This is a genomic window from Leucobacter viscericola, assembly GCF_011299575.1.
GTDB classification, from domain to species: Bacteria; Actinomycetota; Actinomycetes; order Actinomycetales; family Microbacteriaceae; genus Leucobacter; species Leucobacter viscericola.
In genome coordinates this window covers 1,448,076-1,470,555 of the sequence record NZ_CP049863.1, presented here as the reverse complement: position 1 = coordinate 1,470,555, position 22,480 = coordinate 1,448,076, and the positions used below count along the sequence as shown (strand labels likewise).

The 22,480-nt window shown below is 54.6% G+C and carries 16 protein-coding genes and 1 tRNA gene; 9 read left to right on the top strand and 8 right to left on the bottom strand.

Annotated features, from left to right (window positions below; genetic code table 11):
• Window positions 1-126: 126 nt before the first annotated feature.
• From pdxR to G7068_RS06705, 5 genes are all read left to right on the top strand, one after another.
• Entirely contained in the window at window positions 127-1,566 is a 1,440-nt protein-coding gene (pdxR, locus tag G7068_RS06725) for a MocR-like pyridoxine biosynthesis transcription factor PdxR (protein WP_166290480.1), read from the top strand.
• 121 nt (window positions 1,567-1,687) lie between these two features.
• Window positions 1,688-2,809 (top strand): fatty acid desaturase family protein, encoded by a 1,122-nt coding sequence (locus G7068_RS06720; protein WP_341873770.1) that lies wholly within the window; start codon window positions 1,688-1,690, stop codon window positions 2,807-2,809.
• A gap of 171 nt (window positions 2,810-2,980) precedes the next feature.
• Window positions 2,981-3,055 (top strand) — tRNA-Lys (locus G7068_RS06715).
• Between the two features lie 151 nt (window positions 3,056-3,206).
• Window positions 3,207-4,262, top strand: a complete 1,056-nt coding sequence (locus tag G7068_RS06710; protein ID WP_166290476.1) for a DUF262 domain-containing protein — start codon at window positions 3,207-3,209, stop codon at window positions 4,260-4,262.
• On the top strand, window positions 4,249-4,962 hold the full coding sequence (locus tag G7068_RS06705; protein ID WP_166290474.1) for a hypothetical protein: 714 nt from the start codon (window positions 4,249-4,251) through the stop codon (window positions 4,960-4,962). Before G7068_RS06710 ends, G7068_RS06705 begins: the two co-directional genes overlap by 14 nt.
• A 165-nt stretch (window positions 4,963-5,127) precedes the next feature.
• Here the strand turns inward: G7068_RS06705 and G7068_RS06700 are convergent, their stop codons facing one another.
• From G7068_RS06700 to G7068_RS06675, 6 genes are all read right to left on the bottom strand, one after another.
• On the bottom strand, window positions 5,128-6,090 hold the full coding sequence (locus G7068_RS06700) for a hypothetical protein (RefSeq protein WP_166290472.1): 963 nt from the start codon (window positions 6,088-6,090) through the stop codon (window positions 5,128-5,130).
• A gap of 120 nt (window positions 6,091-6,210) precedes the next feature.
• Complete coding sequence (locus G7068_RS06695) at window positions 6,211-7,353, bottom strand: tyrosine-type recombinase/integrase (RefSeq protein WP_166290470.1); 1,143 nt, start codon at window positions 7,351-7,353, stop codon at window positions 6,211-6,213.
• A 5-nt stretch (window positions 7,354-7,358) separates the two neighbouring features.
• Window positions 7,359-7,997 carry a recombinase family protein gene (locus tag G7068_RS06690; RefSeq protein WP_205881365.1) on the bottom strand — a complete coding sequence of 213 codons (639 nt, stop codon included), beginning with the start codon at window positions 7,995-7,997 and terminating at the stop codon, window positions 7,359-7,361.
• A gap of 303 nt (window positions 7,998-8,300) precedes the next feature.
• Window positions 8,301-10,502, bottom strand: coding sequence for a bifunctional DNA primase/polymerase (locus G7068_RS06685; RefSeq protein WP_166290468.1), 2,202 nt, complete (start codon window positions 10,500-10,502; stop codon window positions 8,301-8,303).
• A gap of 687 nt (window positions 10,503-11,189) precedes the next feature.
• Complete coding sequence (locus G7068_RS06680; RefSeq protein WP_166290466.1) at window positions 11,190-11,957, bottom strand: DUF4190 domain-containing protein; 768 nt, start codon at window positions 11,955-11,957, stop codon at window positions 11,190-11,192.
• Window positions 11,945-12,271 carry a hypothetical protein gene (locus tag G7068_RS06675; protein ID WP_166290464.1) on the bottom strand — a complete coding sequence of 109 codons (327 nt, stop codon included), beginning with the start codon at window positions 12,269-12,271 and terminating at the stop codon, window positions 11,945-11,947. Before G7068_RS06675 ends, G7068_RS06680 begins: the two co-directional genes overlap by 13 nt.
• A gap of 95 nt (window positions 12,272-12,366) precedes the next feature.
• On the opposite strand from G7068_RS06675, the gene G7068_RS06670 reads away from it, so the two are divergent.
• The 4 genes from G7068_RS06670 (at window position 12,367) to G7068_RS06655 (ending at window position 21,169) form a co-directional block, all read left to right on the top strand.
• Window positions 12,367-12,591, top strand: a complete 225-nt coding sequence (locus G7068_RS06670; RefSeq protein WP_166290462.1) for a helix-turn-helix domain-containing protein — start codon at window positions 12,367-12,369, stop codon at window positions 12,589-12,591.
• A gap of 268 nt (window positions 12,592-12,859) precedes the next feature.
• Complete coding sequence (locus G7068_RS06665; RefSeq protein ID WP_244304745.1) at window positions 12,860-16,525, top strand: YobI family P-loop NTPase; 3,666 nt, start codon at window positions 12,860-12,862, stop codon at window positions 16,523-16,525.
• Window positions 16,526-17,322: 797 nt separating this feature from the next.
• Window positions 17,323-18,684: an RNA polymerase sigma factor gene (locus G7068_RS06660; RefSeq protein WP_166290460.1), complete on the top strand. Its 1,362-nt coding sequence runs from the start codon at window positions 17,323-17,325 to the stop codon at window positions 18,682-18,684.
• Window positions 18,685-18,973: 289 nt separating this feature from the next.
• Window positions 18,974-21,169: an InlB B-repeat-containing protein gene (locus G7068_RS06655; protein ID WP_166290458.1), complete on the top strand. Its 2,196-nt coding sequence runs from the start codon at window positions 18,974-18,976 to the stop codon at window positions 21,167-21,169.
• A 108-nt stretch (window positions 21,170-21,277) separates the two neighbouring features.
• On the opposite strand, the gene G7068_RS06650 is transcribed toward G7068_RS06655, so the two are convergent.
• Both G7068_RS06650 and G7068_RS06645 read right to left on the bottom strand, forming a co-directional pair.
• Window positions 21,278-21,955 (bottom strand): lipid II:glycine glycyltransferase FemX, encoded by a 678-nt coding sequence (locus tag G7068_RS06650; protein ID WP_244304743.1) that lies wholly within the window; start codon window positions 21,953-21,955, stop codon window positions 21,278-21,280.
• Window positions 21,927-22,385 (bottom strand): hypothetical protein, encoded by a 459-nt coding sequence (locus G7068_RS06645; protein ID WP_166290454.1) that lies wholly within the window; start codon window positions 22,383-22,385, stop codon window positions 21,927-21,929. Before G7068_RS06645 ends, G7068_RS06650 begins: the two co-directional genes overlap by 29 nt.
• Window positions 22,386-22,480 lie beyond the last annotated feature (95 nt).

Genomic DNA, 22,480 nt, shown 5'->3' with positions numbered 1-22,480 from the left:
TCTGAGTGGCTCGCCAAAACTGGGTCGATGAAGCAACGATAGGATCACAAGAGGTCTTTGAATAAGTCCAAATCTTTAAACTAATGACGTACCAATTTTGGATTGTGGCAGGGCAGGGGGTGGCGCGTGGAACAGTTCCCGCAGCTTGTTGTGGATCGTGGATCGCCGACACCACTCTCCGACCAGCTCACCCACAACTTGCGCGAGCTGATCCTGAGCGGAGCAACACGGCCCGGTGAGAGTCTGCCACCCAGTCGCCTGCTCGCCGAGACGCTGCTGGTCTCACGGTCAGTCGTGGTGAGTGCTTACGAGCGGCTGGTGGGTGAGGGGTACCTCGAGAGCCAGCAGGGATCGGGCACACGGGTTGTCGAGGAGCTGCCGGACTGGGTCGTCGAACCGACTGCTGTCGCGGTTGAGCGCGATCCTGAAGCGGCCAGTGAGGCCGCCACAAGTACCCCGCCGATCGACCTGCGCCCCGGTCGGCCCTACACGCCGCCCTCACCTCCGAGGGAGTGGGTGCGTGCGCTCACCGCGGCGGCCCGAGAACCCTGGCGGTCGGATGCGCCCGATTCACGCGGCGAACCTGCACTGCGGCGGGCTATTGCGGATCAGGCTCGGCGAAGCCGGGGCATCGACTGCGATGCCGAAGACGCCGTGGTCACCACCGGAACCTCTGAGGCGCTCGCGATTATTGCCCTTGCGCTCCGGGAGCTGCGAGGCCGTGAGCCCCGGATTGCGGTGGAGGATCCCGGATACATTGAGGGGGCGTGGGCGCTGCGGCGGGCGGGAGCCACACTCGTGCCCATTCCGGTCGGGGACGACGGCGTGACAGCAGCTGGTCTGCGCGCGCTCGCCGCAGTTGACACGATTGATGCCGTTATGGTGACACCGAGTCACCAGTACCCGCTCGGTGGGCGGATTCCCGCTGTCGAGCGGCACGCGATCCTGAGCTGGGCAGAAGAGACCGGTGCGTATGTGATCGAGGACGATTACGACAGCGAGTTTCGCCACGACGGCGCCGTGTTACCGGCGATGGCTTCGCTGGATCGGGGCGGAGCCGTGATCTACGTCACGACACTCAACAAAGTGCTCTCGCCTTCCCTGCGCTGCGGAGCCATCGTTCTGGGACGAGGCCAGCACGCTGAAGCGCTGCGGGCCGCGGTTTTTCGAGCGAGACAAGATCTGGGCGAGGCGGTGTCTGCGATGATTCAGCGGGCGCTCGCCGCCTTTTTGAGCGGCGGAGGTTTTCGCCGAGAGGTGGGCCGCACCAGACGTGAATACCGGCATCGACGCGAACTGCTGCTTGCCGAGTGCACGAAGCTCGGGCTCACGGTGACCGGTGCTGCCGGTGGCCTGCATGTGGTGATCCCGCTTGCCCCCGGGAAAACTGGGTTAGAGGTCGTCGCGCAGCTAGAGAAACGTGGGGTGCTCGTCGGCCAGGTGCAGAGTCTTGCTGACGAGGGCGGACCCGATGGCATCATTGTCGGGTACGGCGCCGAATCGGTCTCGCGCACGTTGCAGGGAGTGGAGAGGATCGCGGCCGTGATGGGGGTTTCACAGGTCTAATATCGATGTATACAGCTGCCGGTATGGTGCGAGGCTTACCCTGGAGTTAGCGATCGGCGCCTCTGCCCTTGGCTGTACAGCCAAGAAACATCGAAGTGTTTCTGTAAAAGACGAGGACGTCATCATCGTTCCTTCAACTGTCACCCCGTCGACTCCAGCTTCGCACCTTGGTCCGTTGCGTCAGACCTACGCCACCAGCGACACGTTTCCCAAGATGACGCGCGCTTACACCGAGATCGCCCAGACTATCCGTGAAAGCGGCCTACTACGGCGCACTCCCTGGTTCTACACCTTCGTTGCCGTGTTGATCGCTGTCGCCCTTGGCGGTTCGATCACCGGGTTTGTGCTTCTCGGCAACAGCTGGTTCCAGCTGCTCATCGCTGGTGCGCTCGGGATCATCTTCACGCAGATTGCGTTTCTAACGCACGAGGCGGCCCACCGCCAGATCATGCCGCTCGGTCCCGCTAATGATCGGCTGGCGCGGATCCTCGCCGGATCCATCGGCATGAGCTACTCGTGGTGGGATTCTAAGCACACCAGGCACCACTCGAACCCGAACATGGTGGGTAAAGACCCCGACATCGATGTCGACACCATCTCGTTCTTGGAAGAGGACGCCGCCAAGTCTCGTGGCATCATTCGGCTGATTACCCGCAAGCAGGGCTGGTTGTTCTTCCCGCTGCTGACACTTGAGGGCCTGAACCTGCACTACCTCAGCCTGAAGCACCTGTTCTCGACCGGTCCCGTGAAAAAGCGCTGGTACGAGATCGCAATGATCCTCGCCCGCTTTGCGCTCTACCTCACTCCCGTGTTCCTGTTTTTGCCCCTCGGCATGGCGTTCGCGTTTGTGGGAGTACAGCTCGCGGTGTTTGGTGTGTACATGGGTGCATCGTTCGCGCCAAACCACAAGGGTATGCCGGTTCTCGCGAAGGGCGCCCGCCTCGACTTCTTCTCGAAGCAGGTGCGCACGTCGCGCAACGTATCCGGTGGCTGGGCCGCAACCTGGTTTATGGGCGGCCTGAACTACCAGATCGAGCACCACCTCTTCCCGAGCATGCCCCGGCCACACCTCGCGAAGGCTCGCGAGATTGTGATCGAGCACTGCTCGACCTTGAATGTGCCCTACACCGAGACCACGATCTGGAAGTCGTACGGGATTGTGATCGACTATCTGAACCGAGTTGGCCTGGCTGCAAGGGATCCCTTCGAATGCCCGATTATGGCGGAGTACCGTAAGGCTTAGGGCTCTGTTATTGCCTGGCTAATGTCGCTACCCTGCTTTTGCATCTGCGGTGAACGCGTTCCAACGTAATGAGTGACCATTATGTTGGGATGCGTTCACCGCAGGCCTAAAAGCGCGGGTTGTGTGCCCGAATCGCGAGGCGGCGAAGTATCCGCTACGCTAGTCGGGTTGGCCCCTATAGCTCAGCGGTAGAGCTACGGACTTTTAATCCGCAGGTCGTAGGTTCGATCCCTACTGGGGGCACCAATGCTTGTAAGGGAACGCAAGCCTCCTGTTCTGGTGGGATTCTAGAAATCCCCTCCAAATCCCCTCGGCGCCCAGTCCCTGCAGTTAGGTGCCAACTTCGTTATTGTAAGACTTCGAGTGGCGGGGTGGTAAAGAGAGCTAGCATGATTACATGACACAAACTGTTTTCGATGGGCTTGAAGCGCAGCTAGCAGTCGAGAGACGAAAGGTAGATGTTGCTAGTGTTAGCTTTTCGACCCGAGAGCTAGTGCGCATGTACGAGGCCGATGAACTAAGCATCGCTCCCGCCTACCAAAGAAAATATCGTTGGCGTAAGAAGGTTGCGTCCGCTTTTATTGAGTCAATATTCCTGGGGCTTCCCATCCCTCCGATCTTCGTTGCTACGAACAGTGATTTTCGTTGGGAAGTGGTAGACGGGCTGCAACGCATTTCGACCCTAATTCTGTTCATGAGTTCTGATGCGGAAGCAAGGGAACGTGTTCGAAGCGAAACCCCTCTTGCCTTAGGTGAATTGGAAAAACTAACGCAGCTCAATGGATACGGCTATGCGGACCTTCCGGACACGATTCAGAGGCACTTCTCACGGCAGCCGCTACAGATAATTTCATTAACTGATAAGAGCGACAAGTCTGTTCGTTTTGATCTTTTTGAACGCCTAAATACAGGTTCGATATCTCTCACTCCGCAGGAAGTCAGAACTGCGGTCTATGGTGGCGATTTTCTCGACTTCATTGAAAGAATCTCGGCTAACAGCGATCTCGGCTCGTTGCTTAAACTTCAAGACTCGAATAAGCACGATGGCACTTCGACCGAACAAGTCTTAAAGTTCTTTGCCTACAAAAATGACTCAGATAAATTCAAAGGGGCAGTTACTACTTTCTTAAACAACTTTGCAGAGCAACCGGGTGACAAATTTGACTATGTCTTGGAACAGGCAACTTTTGAGGCAACCGTTTCGTTTCTGGCGAAAGCGGTCGGGGGGCCTTTCTTGCGCTCAGGAACCTCGGTTACGCCTCTTGTTCAATTTGAGGCTACGTTGCTGGGTATAGCAAGAATTATCGAACGTGGGGAGAGCCCGCGGGTTCCAGAAGTTGACTGGCTCAATGACAAAGAGCTCATTGATTCGAGCACGGGCGGCACAAATACGCGCTCAATGCTCTCCAGGCGAGTCGATCGTGCTGAAAAGCTGTTCAGTGGCCAAGCATGAGCTTGCGTCTGCAAGAGCATATGATTTAGCAGATTCAGCAACAGAGCGTTTGTCTGAGTGGCGATCGCGTTTGATACTGCTGTCTGCGGGATCATTGCCCGGCATATCTGAAACGAGCTTCCTTGGTCGAGAACTCAAGGGAGCATCTGTTATTGCGGGAATGGCTGAGCTAGAAGCGATTCTTCGCGAGATGCTTATTTCTATTGGAGAGTGCATCAATTCCTCGCAAGTAAGACTCAGGGATTTGAAACCGTCACTTCGCGCTCTTGTGGCCCATTCTGATTTCGAATCGCTGCTCGCTCTTCGCGATAGGAGCAAGGTTTGGCCGAAGCGGCTAGGGCTAACTTCATTGGACGAAGCTTCTGAGGTTGCAGTTTTCCCTGAAAGGTCCTTCAAGTCTCCCCAGCCTCCTCTTGACGGCAAAACTATTCAAACCAGTCATTTGGCGTTGGTTTGGCAGGTTCTTGGGATCGAGAACCCCATACCTGAGCCTTCGGCATTTGTGATTGCCTCATTAAAGAAGCTCACCCAGATTCGAAATGACGTGGCCCATCGAAATATCAGTATTGAGGAAGTGTTTCGACAAGCGGATCGGTCAGCGAATCACCTTGAGCAACATCTCGAACATCTCGTCTTTTTGATTATCCACATTTCAATCGAATGGGCGAGCTATTTGACTGATGAGAAGTATCTGAAATAGAGTCTGCATCTTGCTTCAGGGGAAAGTTCTTAATCGCTATCTGGTGGGCATTCCGACTGGCTCGGGGCAGATTCCCATGATCGTCGCAACTCACGCCTAGTCTCAGACGACTCAACGACCACGGGAAACTAACGGCACCTCGACCCCAGTGGTGCAGACGATTGCCTAATAGGTCAATGCTGTGGATTGGGCGAGTGAATTTTCGACGAAATGTAGAGCTGTACCACTTGCCAAAAGTATGACGAAAGTGCCAACAATGATGAAGTAAATCAGGTTTGCGCCCTTAGGCTGAGAATAACGCCAAGCTTTCTTTGCGGCCCTTTCGCTTCCCTTGCCGTAACGAAAGCCCATGAAAGTGTACCAATCGATGAGTCTCACCCATGCCAGGACAAGCAGCGTTGACGATAGTACGCAAGCCCCAGTGAGCGTCAGAGCGAAGAATAATTGATCCTCATCGAACGCGATCTTTACAAATGAGATCACTGGGCTGAAGAATTCGGAAGCCCAGCCGGCAAGCCCCGAAGCGGTAGGAAACTCAGAGGGCATCTCTGCAGCGCGAGTCCGTAGTTCATCCAGCGTTACGCCCCGGTGTGAAGCGGTGAAGATGCTGATCCAGGTCCATATCGTGGCCGTAAGCGCAATTGAGACTTCAATTGCAATCAGGAAATCTTTACGGGTCCACAAGCGCAAGGAATGTGCCCGGATCACAGCCAGTGAACCGGCAACCAAAAGCCCAAGAACCGCGCCAAGCGTGAACCAGAATACGTAGTCGAAGTAAACTGCGAACGCCCCCACTGCAACTAGGCCAGCGATTCCAATCAGCCAGGGGTCGTCACCAGAGGATTTCGATGTATTCGCGCCTACCTGCGAGTTTGAATGGGTGATGTTCTTGATCGTGATTTGACGGCTGTTATCCACATGGATGTCCAGGTCACTGTTGGGGGAATCTTGGATAGCAACTGCTACCCCGCCTTTACCTGATCGCGCATTTGCAGTCTTTCGTTTGTCTTTACCAAGCTCCTTTTGGGTTCGTAGAAATTTTAGAAGCGTGGGCGCAAGAACTACTGCGCCCCCGCCAATGAATGCAGATAAGCTTCCGACAGTAAGGTCGGACAGAAAATCAGCCATCTATATGCTCCTAATTTCAGAGAACAACCTTGTGTCGCACTCTCAAAGCAAAATGTTACCCGTGGCCGCTGACATTGACGGTTCGTTGCTAACTTATGGCTCGGAGAATGGACTATTGTTTTAGTCAGTTTCTCGTGCCATGTATCGTTCGAATTTCTCCATATGATCGCGATAGTTTGTTGGGTAGAGATGCCCGTAAATCGTGTCAGTCGTGGTAACGCTCGCATGTCCGAGCCAGCGGCTGACCTCGTATGGTTGGAATCCTGCTGCCAGCCAGAGACTCGCAGCGGTGTGGCGCAGATCGTGGAGGCGCATCTTTGGCAGTTTCGCCTGTATTAGCGCGGTACTAAAACGATTGCGGCGAAAACTCGCCCCATCAAACATGCGGTCATAGTCAAGTTCTCTGGAGCCGGGAGAGCGGCCAGGCCAGAAGAGTGCGCCGGATCGACCAGGGTCCGGGTGTGTCAAAAGATGAGTCTTCAGGTCGGCGATCAGTCTGCTGTCCAATAGTGGAACTTCCCGCGTTGACCGTTTTGACTTTGGGGCTCCGAGGACCCAACCCCTCCCCGTGATCCGCTGTGCCGTTTGCCTCACGAAAAGACGTCTATTGCCAAGTTCTACGTCTGAAACTCTCAGCCCCGCGACCTCAGCTAGGCGCAGGCCCGTATATGCCATAAAACGCACCAGTAAGCCGTAAGGCGGGGTGTCTTCAAGCACTTCAGCAAGACGTTGAATCTCAGCCACCGAAAGTATCGGATACTCGTTAGACGTTGAGCGACGTGGGAGTGAAATGTGTTCACAAGGATCGTGCGTGAGAAGACGCTCCCTAATCGCCCATTTGAACAGCTTTCGCAAAGCGAGGTAGTGGTGTTTCACGGTAGCCGCCGCCAAACCATCTCCCGCAAGTTCCGTTATCCAGTGTTGTATCTCGCCGCGCTTCAGGGTATTCAAACGACGGTTGCCGAACTTCTCGGTGATGCGCTTGCCATAAATCTTTCGATAGCTATCTAACGTGCGTGGTTTCAGACGGTGTCTGTCGGCTGCAAGCACAGCATCGATTGCTTCTTGTATTGTTTTCCTGTTTTTCAACGCATGATGGGAATCATCGCCAGCGGCTAGCTCGTTTTCGATCCTTGCCGCGAACCGTTCAGCTTCTCGTCTTACCGTGAATGTGCGCTGGCTATTCTTGCCAGCAAGGTCACGCCATCTCACCTCGTAGGCGCGTTTGCCGCCCTTGCGTGGGACCTCTCTTACGTGTGCCATTTCTTTTATGCCTCCGTTCGAGTCGTGGCTGCATATGCCCGGCGCACGGTGGATTCCTGCCAAATGTCGAGACCAGTTGGTGAGAGAAAGCCCTCGGCGGTGAGTTCTCGTGCGATTCGAGAGAATGATGCACCTGCCTCGCGAGACAAGACGATGCGGCGAAGCAGTCCCGCTGGTATAGCGCTACGCCGCCCATTTAGATCCCCGCGGCGGGCGCGAGCCGCTAAAGCCTCTTTCGTGCGAGTGGAGATAAGATCCCGCTCCAGTTCAGCGAACGTGGCAAGCATATTCGCCATGGCCCGACCTCCTGGGGTGGAGAGGTCGAGCGCATTGTCAAGTACGACGAGATTCCAGCCTCGTTCTTGTGCATCGTTGATGATTGCTGAAGCGTGCCGCACGGAACGAGCGAGGCGGTCGAGCTTTGAGACCATTAGGCCGTCTGCCTGTCCGCTCGCAAGCAAGTCGAGCGCGTGACGCAGTTGCGGATTTACTTCTTTGCCGGAGCGTCCAAGGTCCGCGACGAATTCGGCCGTCCAGCCGCGTCGTTCGCATTCTGCGTCGAGGGCCTCTTGTTGAGCTTCGACGCCAAGGCCTGAGCGCTCTTGCTCCTCGGTTGAGACGCGAATGTATCCGATCATATGCATGTCTTGTCCTTTGTTTCAGGCGAAAACGTCCATCTACGCCTTCCGCCTGAGAGCTAATCGAACCTCTTCTCCAGAGATTTCACTACTAGGGGGAGTGAACCGACCCCCTACGCGAGTAGGGCGATGCGTCGGAGGTCGCCGGAGGGCGGTGGGTAGTTCCCACAGTTCTTTAGGGGAGGCCAGGGAGGTGGGGAGGCTAGGCCGGGAACGAGCTGATCCTTGAATCAGGCTCGCGACCGCCCCAGCCTCCCTCACCGTCCCTAATTAACACGGCGGGATGCCAACCGCCCCAGGGCCACCGCTCTAAGGGGCGCTTCGGAGAAAGTAGTGCGTGCTCCGCTCACCGTTTTGCATTGCACGACGCTTTACGCCAATGAGCTTGTCATCCTTCAACGCGGCGATTGCGACGTCAAAAAACTCTCGCTGCCGTCTACTCAGTCTTCGTTTGAGAGTCGTTTGCGACGTGCTTTCCTTTTCGCCAAGAACGTCGATGATGCGTTCTCGCACTTGTTTCGAGATGGCTTCTTCCTCTGCATGGGATCTGATACCGCGTAAGCGGCCCGCTTCTCTCGCTTCATCGTTCCGTCCTCGCGTCCGCTTCTCGGCGATTGCGTGAAGGATCGACCGATATGTTGTGTCGCTCGCTTCGAGCAGCAGACCCGCCTGCTCCCAATGCGCGCTGCTGAATCCGTCGACCCGACCATGGATGACCGCGAACCCCACTGCGATTTTGCATTGCAGGAAGAGTCGATGGCCTTCTTTATCGTCGGACAAGCCTTGAAGGTTGAGTTCTCTTGCTCGAAGAATTTGTGCTTTGGCTTCTTCGGGCACCGTAAGGCATTCAAGCTCCGCAGTTTGTGCTTCAGAGAGCATTTTGTCCCGCCACGCGAGGGTATCCTCACTTTCACCAGGCACTTCCGGTAACTGGATCGGGTTGAGGTCCGAGCGGTCGCCAGAAGGACGAACATAGCTGCTCGGCGGAACGGTGACACCTGCCCAGAGGAAGCGTTGCGGGAGCCCTCCAGCTTGACCCTGAATGATCGTTCCCGCCCGCTCTGGTTGTACTCCGATCAAAAGACAAAACCGGTATCTCTTTGCCCCGACAGTAAATTGCGTCTCCACATGTGCATAGTCGTAGCCAATTCGACTCCCGGTCCAGAGTTCTCGGAGTGTTGCCGAGAGATGTGAGCCGTCCCTGCCAAGAAGTGCCGCGAGCGTATCTACCTCAGGCAAACTCGCAAGCACTCGGGAAACCTTGTAAACGGGTTTCCACAGTTTCGATTTGAGGGCCTTCTGCATGCGACCGTACATTTTTGCTATGCCCTCGCTAGAACCGGGACGCCCGATGTGAAGGTCAGACAAGACCGAATCGGGTAGTTCAAACACTTCTTGAGCAAGATCCTCTGTCGCTCCCTTTCCAGCCCCAGAGGGGCCAACGAGCGCTACGAAGAGATTCACCGGTCCTTCTTTCCCTACAATCGGCGGCAATACTTTGCGCGGAGGCAGGCAAATGAGTGCGCGCAAGAGCCCTGCTGCGAGTAACCCAACTGGTGCTACTGAGTGTTCCTCGGCATACCGTCGAATCATGCGAAGCTCATCGGTTGAATCGAAAAGCTCGACAAGGGTCTCGGACGGAGTGGGTTGCGCGCTCGCCCATCGCAACAAACCCTCAAATTCGCCTTTTGCTGGCGCTGACCGCCTTCCAAGGGAGCGGTTAGAAAAGGATTGTTCGAACTCCTGGCGGAGTCGTGCTATCGCGTCTGCAGCTGGGTAATGTCCCTCTCGAGTTTCTTGCATGACGATGAGAGAGCAGCGCAGCATTGCTTGGTGGCGCGATTCTCCATCAGCAACATCGACTCGAAACCGCAGACAGTGCTTCTCAAGTAGCCCGTGCTGAGTACCGCTCGTTAAAGACAGGACTTTCTTTTCGAACTCTGATGCAGTGAGCGCAGGTTGTTGCTGTTGCCCACCCGAACGTATGAGGCTTCGAAGCACGGCAGGAAGCTCGGGAATATTGTCCCAGTTGCCACGTACGAGCTCGTAAGGTTCCCCTGTTACGGGGTGGATCGTGGGTGCAAGGACGATCACGCCATTCTTCCCGCGAACATCACCCCAGCCAGCAAAGCCCCCCGCACTATTTCCGAAACTTTCCGGTGTGGCAAACACGTAGTGGCCACGATCAACCTTGCCCCGAGAGCGTTGGAACAGGCCAAGTCGGAGTGCGTCAGCAATTTGCTGGGGGAGTTCGTTAAGGTCTTCAACGTCGAGATCGAATGCAATCAGGCCAGATTGACCCAGGTGTAGAAACAAGCCATCCTTTGGGTGGTCCGTGTACCACTGAGACACCACCTTGGGATCATTTGAGGTTTTGTTGTGCCATCCTTTGCCCAGGCGTGAACCGGGAACTTTGGTTGCCGGTTTCAGTGGGCCGACGTAGTGTCCGAGTTTTGCATGGCGAATGGCCGCAGCAGATACGGATTTCTTCCGTGTGTTTGGGGTGGTCATCGTGCACCGCCTCGCTTGAGTGGAGCGTTTACGCCACTCTCGATGAAGTCGACGATGTTTTTGTGGGTGAAGTAGATTACGAGCCCACAGGGGCGCACGTAGTCAATTCGGCCATTTTGAACGGCGCGGCGGAATTGTCGCTCTGAAATGCTGAATTGCTTAGCGTAAGGGTGCTCTGGCGCAGTCTTTATCGTCCAAACACTTTCGCTGAGAGTGATATTCATGATCGTCTCTTTCGACTAGGTATGTCCTAATGAACACGATCAAACGACCAGAATGGGCAAGCGTCAGAAAAGGGTTGCCAAAGCTAGGCGAGTTGATCGAGTAGCAGGTCTTGCCTGCCTTGAAAATGAGAGGTCGTATGAAAAGGGCTTAGCCCAAACGGCCTTCAGGCAATCGTGGAGAGCTCAGCCCCACACGTTTACCAATTTCGAGTTTCACTCGCCTAGTCCTATATTTAAGAAGTATTGGTACCCTCAGGGGTGGCTCAGCCGTTTCCAAACTCCAGGTTCCTCGTTTCGCTCAGCAAAACGGTCTCCATTTCAGGCTCAGCCCGCAAATAAAGCTCGTCCTAGGACGTGCGGGAACTCCCGCGTGAGCTTCTGGCTGATAGATTACGCTCCGAGGTAGGCGAGTGCAAGTGTGACCTTTGCAATCTGGAAAATCAGTTCGCATAAACGACGCAAATTAGTAAACGTCAAACGCCAGAATCTCAGGAACGTTCTCGGAGCCGGTGATCGTACACTCCATCACCATGCCGTTGACTTTCGTACCGTGCTCGTTTTTAGGGGTGATCTCGACCTTTAAGAACCACGCATCGTTTTCCAGACGTTCCGCGATTTTGCCCACATACCAGTGGAACTTCACCCCATATGGGAATGACTCTTTCGCCGCATTCTCGCAGGCTATTTGAGCCATGCCAACAGTAAGTCCGCCTGAAGTTGAATTTGCTGGAACGGGCTTCGCTCCTGGCTCTTTTGTGGGTGTTGGTTTCTTGGCCGGAGGAGCGGTTTTGGTCGGCTCGGGGGTTTTGGTTGGGGAGGGGCTTTTTGTCGGCGTAGGTGTGGGCACTTGGCTTGATTTGGGTGAGATGCTCTCGGTTGACGCTTCGGTGGTGATGCTGTTCCAGTCGGTAGTGGCAATTGCAAAGATTGTCCATGAGATGGAAGCAATCGCAGCCACGCCACCCAGCGCAATTCCTATGATGCTCATCGCTTTCGGCTGTTTCTTGACGAGAGCCACGATGCCAAGCACTACTGCGACTGCGCCAACCATGAGTCCGAGTAGAGGCATCCAGCCGATCAAGAAGGCGATGCTTCCGACGATGACTGATGAGAGTGCGAGTCCTTTGTTGGGCATTTTTTCCTTCAGGTAGAGTGAACGGGAATGAATCATATTGGCATCAATAGCGGCGGGGTTTATCCCCGGCGATGTGGTGCCCTTTATTTGTTCCATCCGAGAAACTCGCGCTCTTCTCGCGTCGTCTGTGGGCGCATAAAGATGTAGACATCTCCGCGCAGCATTCGTCGAGGTGTGGCGCTCTGGATCGTCCAGCCATGCGCAGTGAGTTTTTGAATTCGCTTCCGGCCAGACCTGTCTTGAGCAATGATGCGTTCAGTGAGAACCTCAGACGGACGCTGCGACAACTGCACCATGAGGTTCTCGCGCAGAAGGTGCCACATTGCCACCGGATCAATGCACTCGGCAATCACGTTAGCCGAATTTGGGTACCCGCCGAAGAAGTTGGTTACAGGTTTTATATCGCTCATGGGTGCTCCTTGAATCGATGAAACTCGAACTACCTTACCTTGAATGCTACTTATAGTCCGTAGATTCATAGTCATCAGGAGTGAAGTCTTGAAGCATGCCATCAGTCGGACCGGTACAGCACGCCCAACGGCGGGCATTCGGCAACCGGGTAAAGCTGCTGCGCACGGATCGAGGGCTCAGTCAAGAAGCTCTGGCTCACCTCGCAGAACTTGACCGCACCTATATAGGCGGTGTTGAGCGCGGTGAACGAAATATTAGTCTCGACAATATTCATCGGGTCGCAGAAGCATTAGGAATACGCGCCCGAGACCTGCTTTAGTGCTCGCAAGGGGCGTAAGGATTCATCCAATCTCCTGTTCACCTCGGCACGTTTTAGCTGGCATCTGGACGCGAGGATAATTTCCGTGGTGTTCCTCTGGAGAGCGTTGACTCTTGGCAGTCGGTGATGCCGCCCAAGGTCTCTAAGTTTCAGTCGGCTCGTGCGCTTGCATTCGATCCTTTTAAGCGTCAAGTGCAGCGATATGGTAGGTGCAGGGACCAAGGATCATACAAAACGCGCCGAATGGCGCAGAGGAGACACCCGCGCCGTGACAGAAACAAGCAGCATCGAGGCGACAAATCAAGAAGCGTGGATGCTTGTTCCACTTACTCCTGAGTACTTGCCTGATGAACATCGCGGATACGTCAATGCTATAGAGGCAGCGCTTGAGAATGATCGCGTCCTAAATATCGCGTTATCGGGAAATTACGGCGTCGGCAAAAGCAGCATATTAAATGAACTGGTAAAGCGAAAAAAAGAGCGAATCGTGGAGCTATCGCTCTCTACGTTGGCTCCTGTCAAAGCTTCAGACATCGACGATTCAGTGCCGAAGCAGGCAACCACGCCAACGAACCAGATACAGCAGGAAATAGTTAAGCAGCTTCTCTACCGCAAGGTTCCAGGGAAGACTCCCGGGTCTCGGTTTGAGAGGATTGAACGGTTTAGCTGGACTCGAGAATTGGCGTTCTCGATACTTGCTGGCCTGATTATCGCCACGGTTTTCTTGCTTACCCATTGGTCAAATCAAGTTGCCATCGTTTTCAAACCACTCATCGATCTGGGGCTTTGGGTGCACCTGATTGTCTTGCTCTTGGCGACGGCGACGGTGCTCGTGTTTCGGATACTTTTCCACGGGCGAATCCATGTAAAACAATTCACTGCCGGTTCCGCCACAGTCACACTTGACGACAAGTCGGTATCGTATTTCGATCAATACCTTGATGAGATCGTCTACTTTTTCGAGGTCTCGAATAAGCAAGACATCGTCATATTTGAGGATATAGATCGATTCAACAACTCACACATCTTTGAAACTCTCCGCTCGCTTAATACACTCCTGAATAGTGCGCCGCAAATTAGGAGAAATATTCGTTTCATCTATGCGATTAAGGACAGTATTTTCGACAGAATTGGTCTTGAGAAACAGGGGAGACCGCTCGACCAAGACATGATTGAGGCAGATGATCCTGCCCAGGCAGAGGTGATCCGCGCGAATCGTACGAAATTTTTTGACCTAGTGATCCCGGTCGTGCCATTCATCACTCACCGAAGCGCGCGCAACCTGGCTGCCCAGCTGCTAGGTACGGTTCCGCATGACGTGAAGCCGGAATTGCTAGATCTCGCAGCACAATACGTGCCTGACATGAGGCTCCTTAAGAACATCTGCAACGAGTTCATCGTTTTCCGAGACCGGATATTCTCCGGTGACGGGGAACAACTAGATCTCAACGAGACGGACCTCTTTGCGATGATGCTTTATAAAAGTACTCATCTGAGCGACTTTGAAGCGATTCGGATCGGTAAGAGCAAGCTCAATACGTTATATGCCTTGGGGCGCGAACTCGTCGCCACTAATATTAAGCGAATCGAAAGCGAACGTCGCGAACTTCAACAAGAGCTTGGCCGAGTTAATGGTGCAACTTCCCGAAGTCAAGCACTCGGACGCAAGCTCATTGCTCACGTGAATCGGACGGTGCAGGCAGCTAGGTTTAAAGAACACGATGTGACATACACCTTTTCCAACGCCTTGCAATCGCCAGAGGATTTGCAAGGCGTTCGGTTCTGGAGCGAGTTTGTATCGGCAAACTCTAGCGAAGCAACCCTGATTTGGAAGACGAATGATGGCTATAACCATTCACTCACATTCACCCGAGAGAGCCTAGCCGAAGCACTTGGAGATCCCCTAAACGCTGCGGCTTGGGATGAGTCGGCAAAGGAGAATCTGAAAGAACAGATCTCTGAGAAAACCGAAGCAATTAAGTTCTTACGTAGTGCGGATATGGGCAAGTTGATGAAGCGGCCTGAATTTCTTGTGGCCCACCATGGCGAAGAGCTTTCTCTGGGAGCCATATGTCGCGATTTGCTCGACTATGGTCTTGCATTTCAGCTTGTGCGTTCAGGGTTCATCAACCGTAACTTCACGCTCTACACCTCCACTTTTCATGGTGATCGGGTGAGCACAGCTGCGACAAACTTCATCATTCATCATGTAGAGCAGGACCAAATGGACGTCCAGTTCGAACTGTCAGCTGATGATGTTGACATGGTGGTTAGGGAACGAGGGAGGGAGTCTTTGCGGGAGCCTGCATTGTACAACGCTGCGATTCTTGACCGAATAATGGAATCGGATATGCCCGCCGCTAACATCATGATTCGCTCGCTGGCTGCATTAGGAGAAGACCAGAAACGCTTCCTGCACTCCTATCTAAGTTCGGGGCGCTTCCGTATTTTGCTGGTCGCCCGCCTTGCACCGATTTCGCGAGGGCTGATGAATTATCTGATTGATGAACTTGAAGCCAGTGATGATGAACGACTTGATCTTGTTGATGCGGGCCTCATGAATCTCGCTCAGGAAAAGGGAAACCTTGCAAGTAAGGGAGTGTCGGATTACTTACAAAAGCACTACTCCGAGCTCTCCGTCATGACGTCTGAAAAGACAAGCGCCTCCCAAGCGGAGCGGGTCGCGCAATTCTTTGCTAAAGCAGGGGCGGCACCGTCAAGACTCGGGTTGCTTGCTGAGGTCGTTCAAACTGCGTTTGTCGAACGGCATCTATACCCGTTTTCGCTTGAGAATCTCCGTGTCGCCGCTGGGGATGAACAAAGCCTCTCGTTGGACTCGCTTGGCGAGGTCGCCCCTGCGGTCTACGACTACTGTCTCGACAACCTGGAGCGGTACCTCCTTGCCATTGGTGATAAGTATTCGACGGTCGATGCTGCGGAGTACTTTGTTGATGTGCTTGAAGACATCCTTGCTGAGGACAGCAACGCGGACATTGAGGAGATTATTGCTAAAGCCGACGGCGATTGCGTTGTCGATGTCCTCAAAGACGTTTCCGAAAGTGTTTGGGTCATACTTGCGAAACATCAACGGTTCCTGGCTACTTTCGACAATGTGAGGAGATACATTGATGTCGTTGGTTCTCTAGACGCAAACCTCGCATGCCTACTATCCAAAGATTGTCAGATATTTCGATTTGATGGAGTCAGTGAAGAGGAAAAAGAATCTCTCGCAAAGACCATCTTGAACGCGACTGAGGTGCTCCCCTCGGCCGAAATGCGTTCGCGACTTGCTCAGAGTCTGGAACTCGAAAACTACCTTGACGTCCTCGATGTTCCTGCGGAGACCGGTAATCTGTTCGCGCTCCTGCGTAAGCGACAAATTATTGCAGACAACGCAACCAGCTATGAACGTCTCGCCAAAACTGATTGGCCTACGAGAGAGGCTTTCATTCGTGAATCGCGAAGGTTTGAGGAGTTTGTTGTACCTTCCCACGTACTTAGCGATCTCGCTGCCTTATTCCTGAGCAAAGAGGTCGGCAAATCGATTAAGTTTTTAATTTTGAAATGTGCTGATGAGTTCACCTCAGGAGCTGATACCGCAGGCCTAACTCAACTCGCTCGATTTGCTGCGCAAAACCAGCGTCAAGTATCGGAAGATATTGTCTGCAGGCTTGCGCATGGGGGCGTTCCACCGCAATACGTTTTGGTTCTGCTCGAGCCACTTTTGAAGTCACTGGAACGAGACAAACTGTTTGAAATTCTGCAGGCACTCGGCAGCGATTATTCGCAATTGACCTCAGTCGGTCGTGACAGGCCAAAAATTTCAAACACCACCGCAGACCGTGCACTTCTTGACCGGTTGAAGATGGAAGGGATTGTTAACTCCTATGACCCGAGAGCGTCGCCGATCAAGGTGAACAAGAAGCATAAATAGGCCACAGTTTTTGGCTCCGTCGCGGCAATGGGTCTGTCGTTCGGTTGCTGCTATGGCGTGTCTTACTGGCTTGCTGAAGCATCCCCTCCAAAACCCCTCGACCGCGCTTCGCCACGATTCTTCAACCTTGACTGAAGTCGATTCTCATCTGAATCGAAATGGACCGAATTGCCACAGCACATGGGCTTATGCCGGTCAGCCTTGGTTGACCCCAGCTAACGCCAGCTAAACACTCCCGACCGTCTTTTAATCCGCAGGTCGCAGGTTCGATCCCTGCTGGGGGCACCATTCTCATCCGTTATCAAAAGTTCCACGGCTAATGCAGATCGATCTGGAATCGGTACTTACGCATCCATGACAACTACTACTTGTGCTCGCCGGGGCTACTTACTATTTGGCCGAGGCACTTCTTTCTTGGACTCGCAGAGTACGTCAAAGCAGCGAGACACGTAATCAACTGCGAGATGTAGCGCAGAATGATGTGAGTGGAACTACTGCCAAATCTATCTTGGTCAGTGTGGGGAAAAAATAGGGGTAGTCTAATTGAGAAATTTTCTTAGAAATGTGGATCTGGCCGCGCTCAGCGGAACAGGGATCGCTGACCTGAGAAATTCGATCTGCGCATTCCTATAGAAACAGTGTGTTTCGAAGGCTTCTTGTTGATCTATGCAGGGTGCTGGCGAACACTTTTGATGATGTATAGGCGCTCGTTTCCGGTTTGTTAACTCGAACCAGATTCAGTTTTTTGGGTATTTCCTAGAGGAGATACTGTTCGTATGTTGGGGGAGACAACTGCGGTGGATGATTTTCGACGTTTGGTGGTACTCGCAAACGAAGGTGACACTGATGCCGGTGAGCGGCTGATCGTTGCCTGGCTCCCGTATTGGATGGGCGCCGCCAGGCAAATCATTGGCACCGATTCGCGCGCTTTCCGCGTTGGTGGTCAGCATGAAGATGCCGAAGACCTCGTGCAAGCTGCGGTTACTAAACTTCTTGATCTCTGGAAACGTGGCATTGGTCCCACCGACAACGTGCGCGCGTACGTTACCGTGATGATGCGGAATTCGTACTCGAATCGGCTACGTTCGCCACGATCCCGCGAGTTCCCACTGGACACGGTCAACGAAGAGGTCTTCGCTGAATTCGATAGCGGACTCGAAGCGGCTGAACTAACGCGGGAGCGGAACGCCGTGCAGCGGGCGCTTGCAGCATTGCCTCGCGACCACCGCGACATACTCATCTGGGTTGTCGTCTCGGGGCACAAGCCCGGAGAGCTGACAGGGTCGCTCGGACGGGAAGCGCCCGCAATCTCAAGTCTGCTTATGCGAGCGAAACAATCGCTACGCAGATTTGTGCTTGTCGATTACCTCACGGATGGTGGTGAGGAGTGTGCACAGAACGCTGAACAGCTCCCGAAACGCATCCACATTGACCTGCAGGCGCATGACAAAGACGAGCGCGGTATAGCTCATGCGAGAAATTGTGAGCGCTGCCGACGAAACTGGCGCCGCTTCGCAGCTACAGCGTCGATGTTTGGAATCATTCCTCTTGTCGCTCTGCCGTCTTTCAATCAGGGTGCGGCGGCATATGCGTCACCCCCGGAAGAATTGGCGAGGCCCGACGCGGCCGCGCGCCCCGAAACTCGCTCTGCAAGCAATAGCGTCGTTTCGCGCGTCGCGGCGATCGCCTCGTCGCGAGGCGTACTCGTCTCTGGCGTCGTGCTCGTCTTGATCGTGCCCCTGTTGCTGTTCGTTCCGACGCTGGTGGAAGCTGGGGCTGTCAATCGGCAGACGACAAGGGCTGATCTCACCAGCGAAAATACGCACGGGGCCAAACTTGCGGTCGACCTGAATCTAGATACGACGGGCCGACTCGAGAGCTTCACCACGAACTTGATTGTTGAGGGCTCTGTCTCGTGGTCGCTGGGAAGAATCGAGGTGGAGCTTTCCCCTGGAACAGGCTACGTTTCTGCCTCAAACGGGTACAACTGCACCACTACTGGTGCGTGGGTCACCTGCGATCCGACCACTGAGAGCCAGTCCGAAACGGCCGTCACCATCTACACAGAGAATGACGGTGCCTCAGGATCATTCGACCTGCGACTTGCCTCGACTATCGGCGGCGATACGGTCTTGGGTGTTGCCGACGGTCACTGGTAAACCTCGCCGCATCAGTTGCCAGGAGCGTTGGCCCGCGACAGATTCTTTGGACTCGCGTGTCTTGTTTTATGGAGGGCGCTGTTGCGTCCGACAAATTCCTCGTAATGAGCGGCGGCGCTGCTTATAAGAAATGGATTACGAAACGAAAATGAGAAAAATTCTAGGCAAGGACGTGCCCGGTTCTGGGAAGTTGCACGTCAGATCAGCATTGGGGGAACCTAACATTTCAACTACAGTTTCAAAACACAAACGTTTTTCTATCAAGAAGTTCGCCGCGGCTTTCGTCGCTGTGGGTATCGTGTTCTCCGGTATTACCGTCGGCTCTTCCGCGGCAATGGCGGCCGATCCAACGATCAACGACCTCTTCCCTCGAGTCAGTGTGGCCGGCCAAGTGGCGGCAGCGCTCGGTAAGGCTCGCACCGATACCGTGACGCCAGCTCAGCTTGCGAGTATCCAGTCTTTTGAGATGCGGTTCGGGGATCTCGCTTCGCTCAATGAGCTCGCGCCCCTCACAGGCCTGAAATCCATCGACGTGCGCGGCAACAACCTCACGAACCTGGACGGGGTTCAGAATTTTCCGACGCTGAACAGCCTTGTCGTAATGATGAACTCAATCACCGACGTTGCAGGGTTGAGCGGAAGCGGCCTCAGCGATCTTGCGATTGGCTACAACCCGCTCAGCACCGGTTTTTCAAGCTTCGCGACACTGTCAAACCTGCGCACCCTCGAAGCGCGATCAGCAAACGTGACGGACCAAGCGCTGAGCCAGATGTCAGCAGCGACTGGCGTGACAGCTTTCAATCTCTCCACCTGTCGAGATGATGAGGACGCTCATGACTGTGGAAGTGGGGAGTACGCGAACCGCGTCACATCGATCCAACCACTGCTTGCACTGCATGGTCTCACGGGTATCTCCCTTGACGGTAACAGTGGGTTGCGCAGCATTGCGGGAATCAGCGCACTCCCCAATGTGACCGCGGTGTCAGTTGGCGAAGGAACGCAGGTCACCGACTTTAGTGAACTGAACTACAACAAGCACACTCTGTACGCGAGTCGCGTTAACGGCAAAGAGACCCTTACCTACGACCCTTCAGCGGCGACGGTCACCTACACTCACCCCTATAAGTCTCCCGCAAACGCTGGAGTACCGGATCGGTCGCCCGTTGCAAGCAACACCGTATCGAACTCCGCGGTCGCAAAGGTGCCTTACAACGGAGTCGTGAGCTGGGACCCCTCCACTCAGATTGCGACGATTACTTGGAATACTGCCGACATCGACGGACTCACAAGTATTCGCTATGAGCACCGACTCAACGCTTGGAACAGCACACAACTCGTTTGGGGTTGGATGGACCTGACGCTGGTCAAGCAGGTTCCGACAGTGGTTGAGCACACCGTTACGTATGATCTTGCCGGTGGTGCTGGATCCTTCCCTGCGGAAACCGTTGCTGATGGTGCAACTGTTACAGCGCCCACGGCGGTGCCGACCCGTGATGGGTATACGTTTGCCGGGTGGAAAGATACCAGTGGTAGTGCGTTTGATTTCTCGGCGGCCATTACTGCGGATACCACGGTTGTTGCCAGCTGGACCGAGGATGTTGTTCCGGTAGTTGAGCACACTGTTACGTATGATCTTGCCGGTGGTGCTGGATCCTTCCCTGCGGAAACCGTTGCTGATGGTGCAACCGTCACCGCACCCGCTACGGTGCCGACGCGTGATGGGTATACGTTTGCCGGGTGGAAAGACACCAGTGGTACTGCGTTTGATTTCTCGGCCGCCATTACTGCGGATACCACGGTTGTTGCCAGCTGGACTATGGATGTCGTTCCGGTAGTTGAGCACACCGTTACGTATGATCTTGCCGGTGGTGCCGGATCCTTCCCTGCGGAAACCGTTGCCGATGGTACAACCGTTACCGCGCCCACGGCGGTGCCGACGCGTGATGGGTATACGTTCGCCGGGTGGAAAGATACCAGTGGTAGTGCGTTTGATTTCTCGGCCGCCATTACTGCGGATACCACGGTTGTTGCCAGCTGGACCAAGGAAGATGTCCCGGTGGTGAAGCACACTGTTTCGTATGATCTTGCCGGTGGTGCTGGATCCTTCCCTGCGGAAACCGTAGCCAATGGACTCAAGCCCACCCAACCAAAGGTACTGCCAACCCGGAGCGGTTACACCTTCACTGGTTGGAAAGACTCCAGCGGCGCAGCCTTCGATTTCTCGAAGGCCATTACCGCGGACACCACGGTCTTCGCTGGATGGGAGAAAGTCGCTGTTCCGCCGGAGAAGCCCAAGCCGACACCACCCGTTGAGACCCCAAATTCCGGGCCTCCAGTCACTGCAGAACCGGGTACAAACGCCCACCTGGCTGTTACCGGTGGCACGGATGCTCCGATGCTCTGGTGGGCAGCAGGCGCGTCGTTGCTGGTAGGAATTGGTCTGATCTCAGCGAACCGTACTGCAAGACGTCGACTCACTAGCTGACTCAGCTAGTGGATGGTCTGTTCCGCAGACTGTGACCCAGCGAGTCTTGCTCATCGCACTGTGGTGAAATGAGCAAGACTCGCTGGCAGTTTTTTCCATTGCGCTCTCCTAGTAATAGGGATCCTTGTGGAATTTCAGCGACAAGCGTCTTGCCACTGGCTCGCCCCACCGATACCAGACTCTCGCTGGCCCCGCGCGTAACGCTAGGTCCCAGACTCCCACGTAATCGGTAACGGCTTTCGAGAGTCGCAGCTTGTACTGACCAACTCCGTAAAGCGGATGCGTCACATCGTCAAGACGATCGCTCGGCGGGGTCCCAATGAGATCGTGCACGGTGGCCCCGTGTTCGCGGGCCCACAGAATTAATTCCCATTGCATGCGGTACATTGCTCCGACGGGCAGCCGTAACCGACGAGTTGACGCGCCGTCCTTGTAACCACTCGTATGACCGAACACGGTGCCGAACATACCCGCGATGGGCTCACTGTCGGCATATCCAAGCACAAGCTGGCCACGGCCAGTCTTCTCAAACGTCTGCCAGAAGCCCCGATAATACTCGTAGGGACGCAGCTGAAATCGGCCTTCACTGGTCTCACGGAGAAGGCTGTACATAATCCGACAGTTCGCTTCGGTCGCTTCTACGCGCCTGGCCGTAAAACCTGACCTGTCTGCCTTGCGAATCTTTGTGCGGGTGCTACCGGAGAAACGGCCTATGACATCCGACTCGTCACCGGAGATGTTTAGCAGAATCGTTGATTCATTCGGCAAGATGCGCGCGGCGCGCACAAACCCTCGCTGCGATAACCGAAGAATTGAGGCCTTGTCTTTCAGAGAGCCTTGGTTCAATATTCAGTAAAAACACCCCCTGCGTCCGAGCGAACTTTGCAAGGCGTCCTGCAGCCTCGAGCATCGAATCAGTGTCTGTGGCATCGGGTCCGCCAGGTACGTACCACCATCTTCCGAGGAAAGGTACGTTTCTCTCCAGCACGAGCGTCGCTGGAAACGAATCGCCCACCACATAGCGGTCAACATAGCGTTGAAATCGCTTGGTGGAGGCGTATTCCCGGCTTTGCCATACCTCCCCGCCACTGTGCAACGCTTCGATAGAACCGTTCCACCTGAGCAACTCGGCCTCGTTAGCGAAACGAAGTGGGGCGTCTGTGTCGTTCACCGTTAAGGTGCTGGCAGGTCGGTTGCTGCTTTGCTGATCAAGCACAGGTTCAGGCTGGACGGATTCTCTCGAGGGTTCCAGATAGTTCATACCTGGTATTGCCATGAGCGCCTTCCGGTGTTCATGGCAATACCAGGTAT

What these genes read in the sequence shown, in the direction of transcription:
- G7068_RS06710 (WP_166290476.1), top strand. Translation starts at nt 3,207, where the DNA reads ATGACACAAACTGTTTTCGATGGGCTTGAAGCGCAGCTAGCAGTCGAG.
- G7068_RS06700 (WP_166290472.1), bottom strand. Translation starts at nt 6,090, where the DNA reads ATGGCTGATTTTCTGTCCGACCTTACTGTCGGAAGCTTATCTGCATTC.
- G7068_RS06695 (WP_166290470.1), bottom strand. Translation starts at nt 7,353, where the DNA reads ATGGCACACGTAAGAGAGGTCCCACGCAAGGGCGGCAAACGCGCCTAC.
- G7068_RS06690 (WP_205881365.1), bottom strand. Translation starts at nt 7,997, where the DNA reads ATGCATATGATCGGATACATTCGCGTCTCAACCGAGGAGCAAGAGCGC.
- G7068_RS06685 (WP_166290468.1), bottom strand. Translation starts at nt 10,502, where the DNA reads ATGACCACCCCAAACACACGGAAGAAATCCGTATCTGCTGCGGCCATT.
- G7068_RS06680 (WP_166290466.1), bottom strand. Translation starts at nt 11,957, where the DNA reads ATGGAACAAATAAAGGGCACCACATCGCCGGGGATAAACCCCGCCGCT.
- G7068_RS06675 (WP_166290464.1), bottom strand. Translation starts at nt 12,271, where the DNA reads ATGAGCGATATAAAACCTGTAACCAACTTCTTCGGCGGGTACCCAAAT.
- G7068_RS06670 (WP_166290462.1), top strand. Translation starts at nt 12,367, where the DNA reads ATGCCATCAGTCGGACCGGTACAGCACGCCCAACGGCGGGCATTCGGC.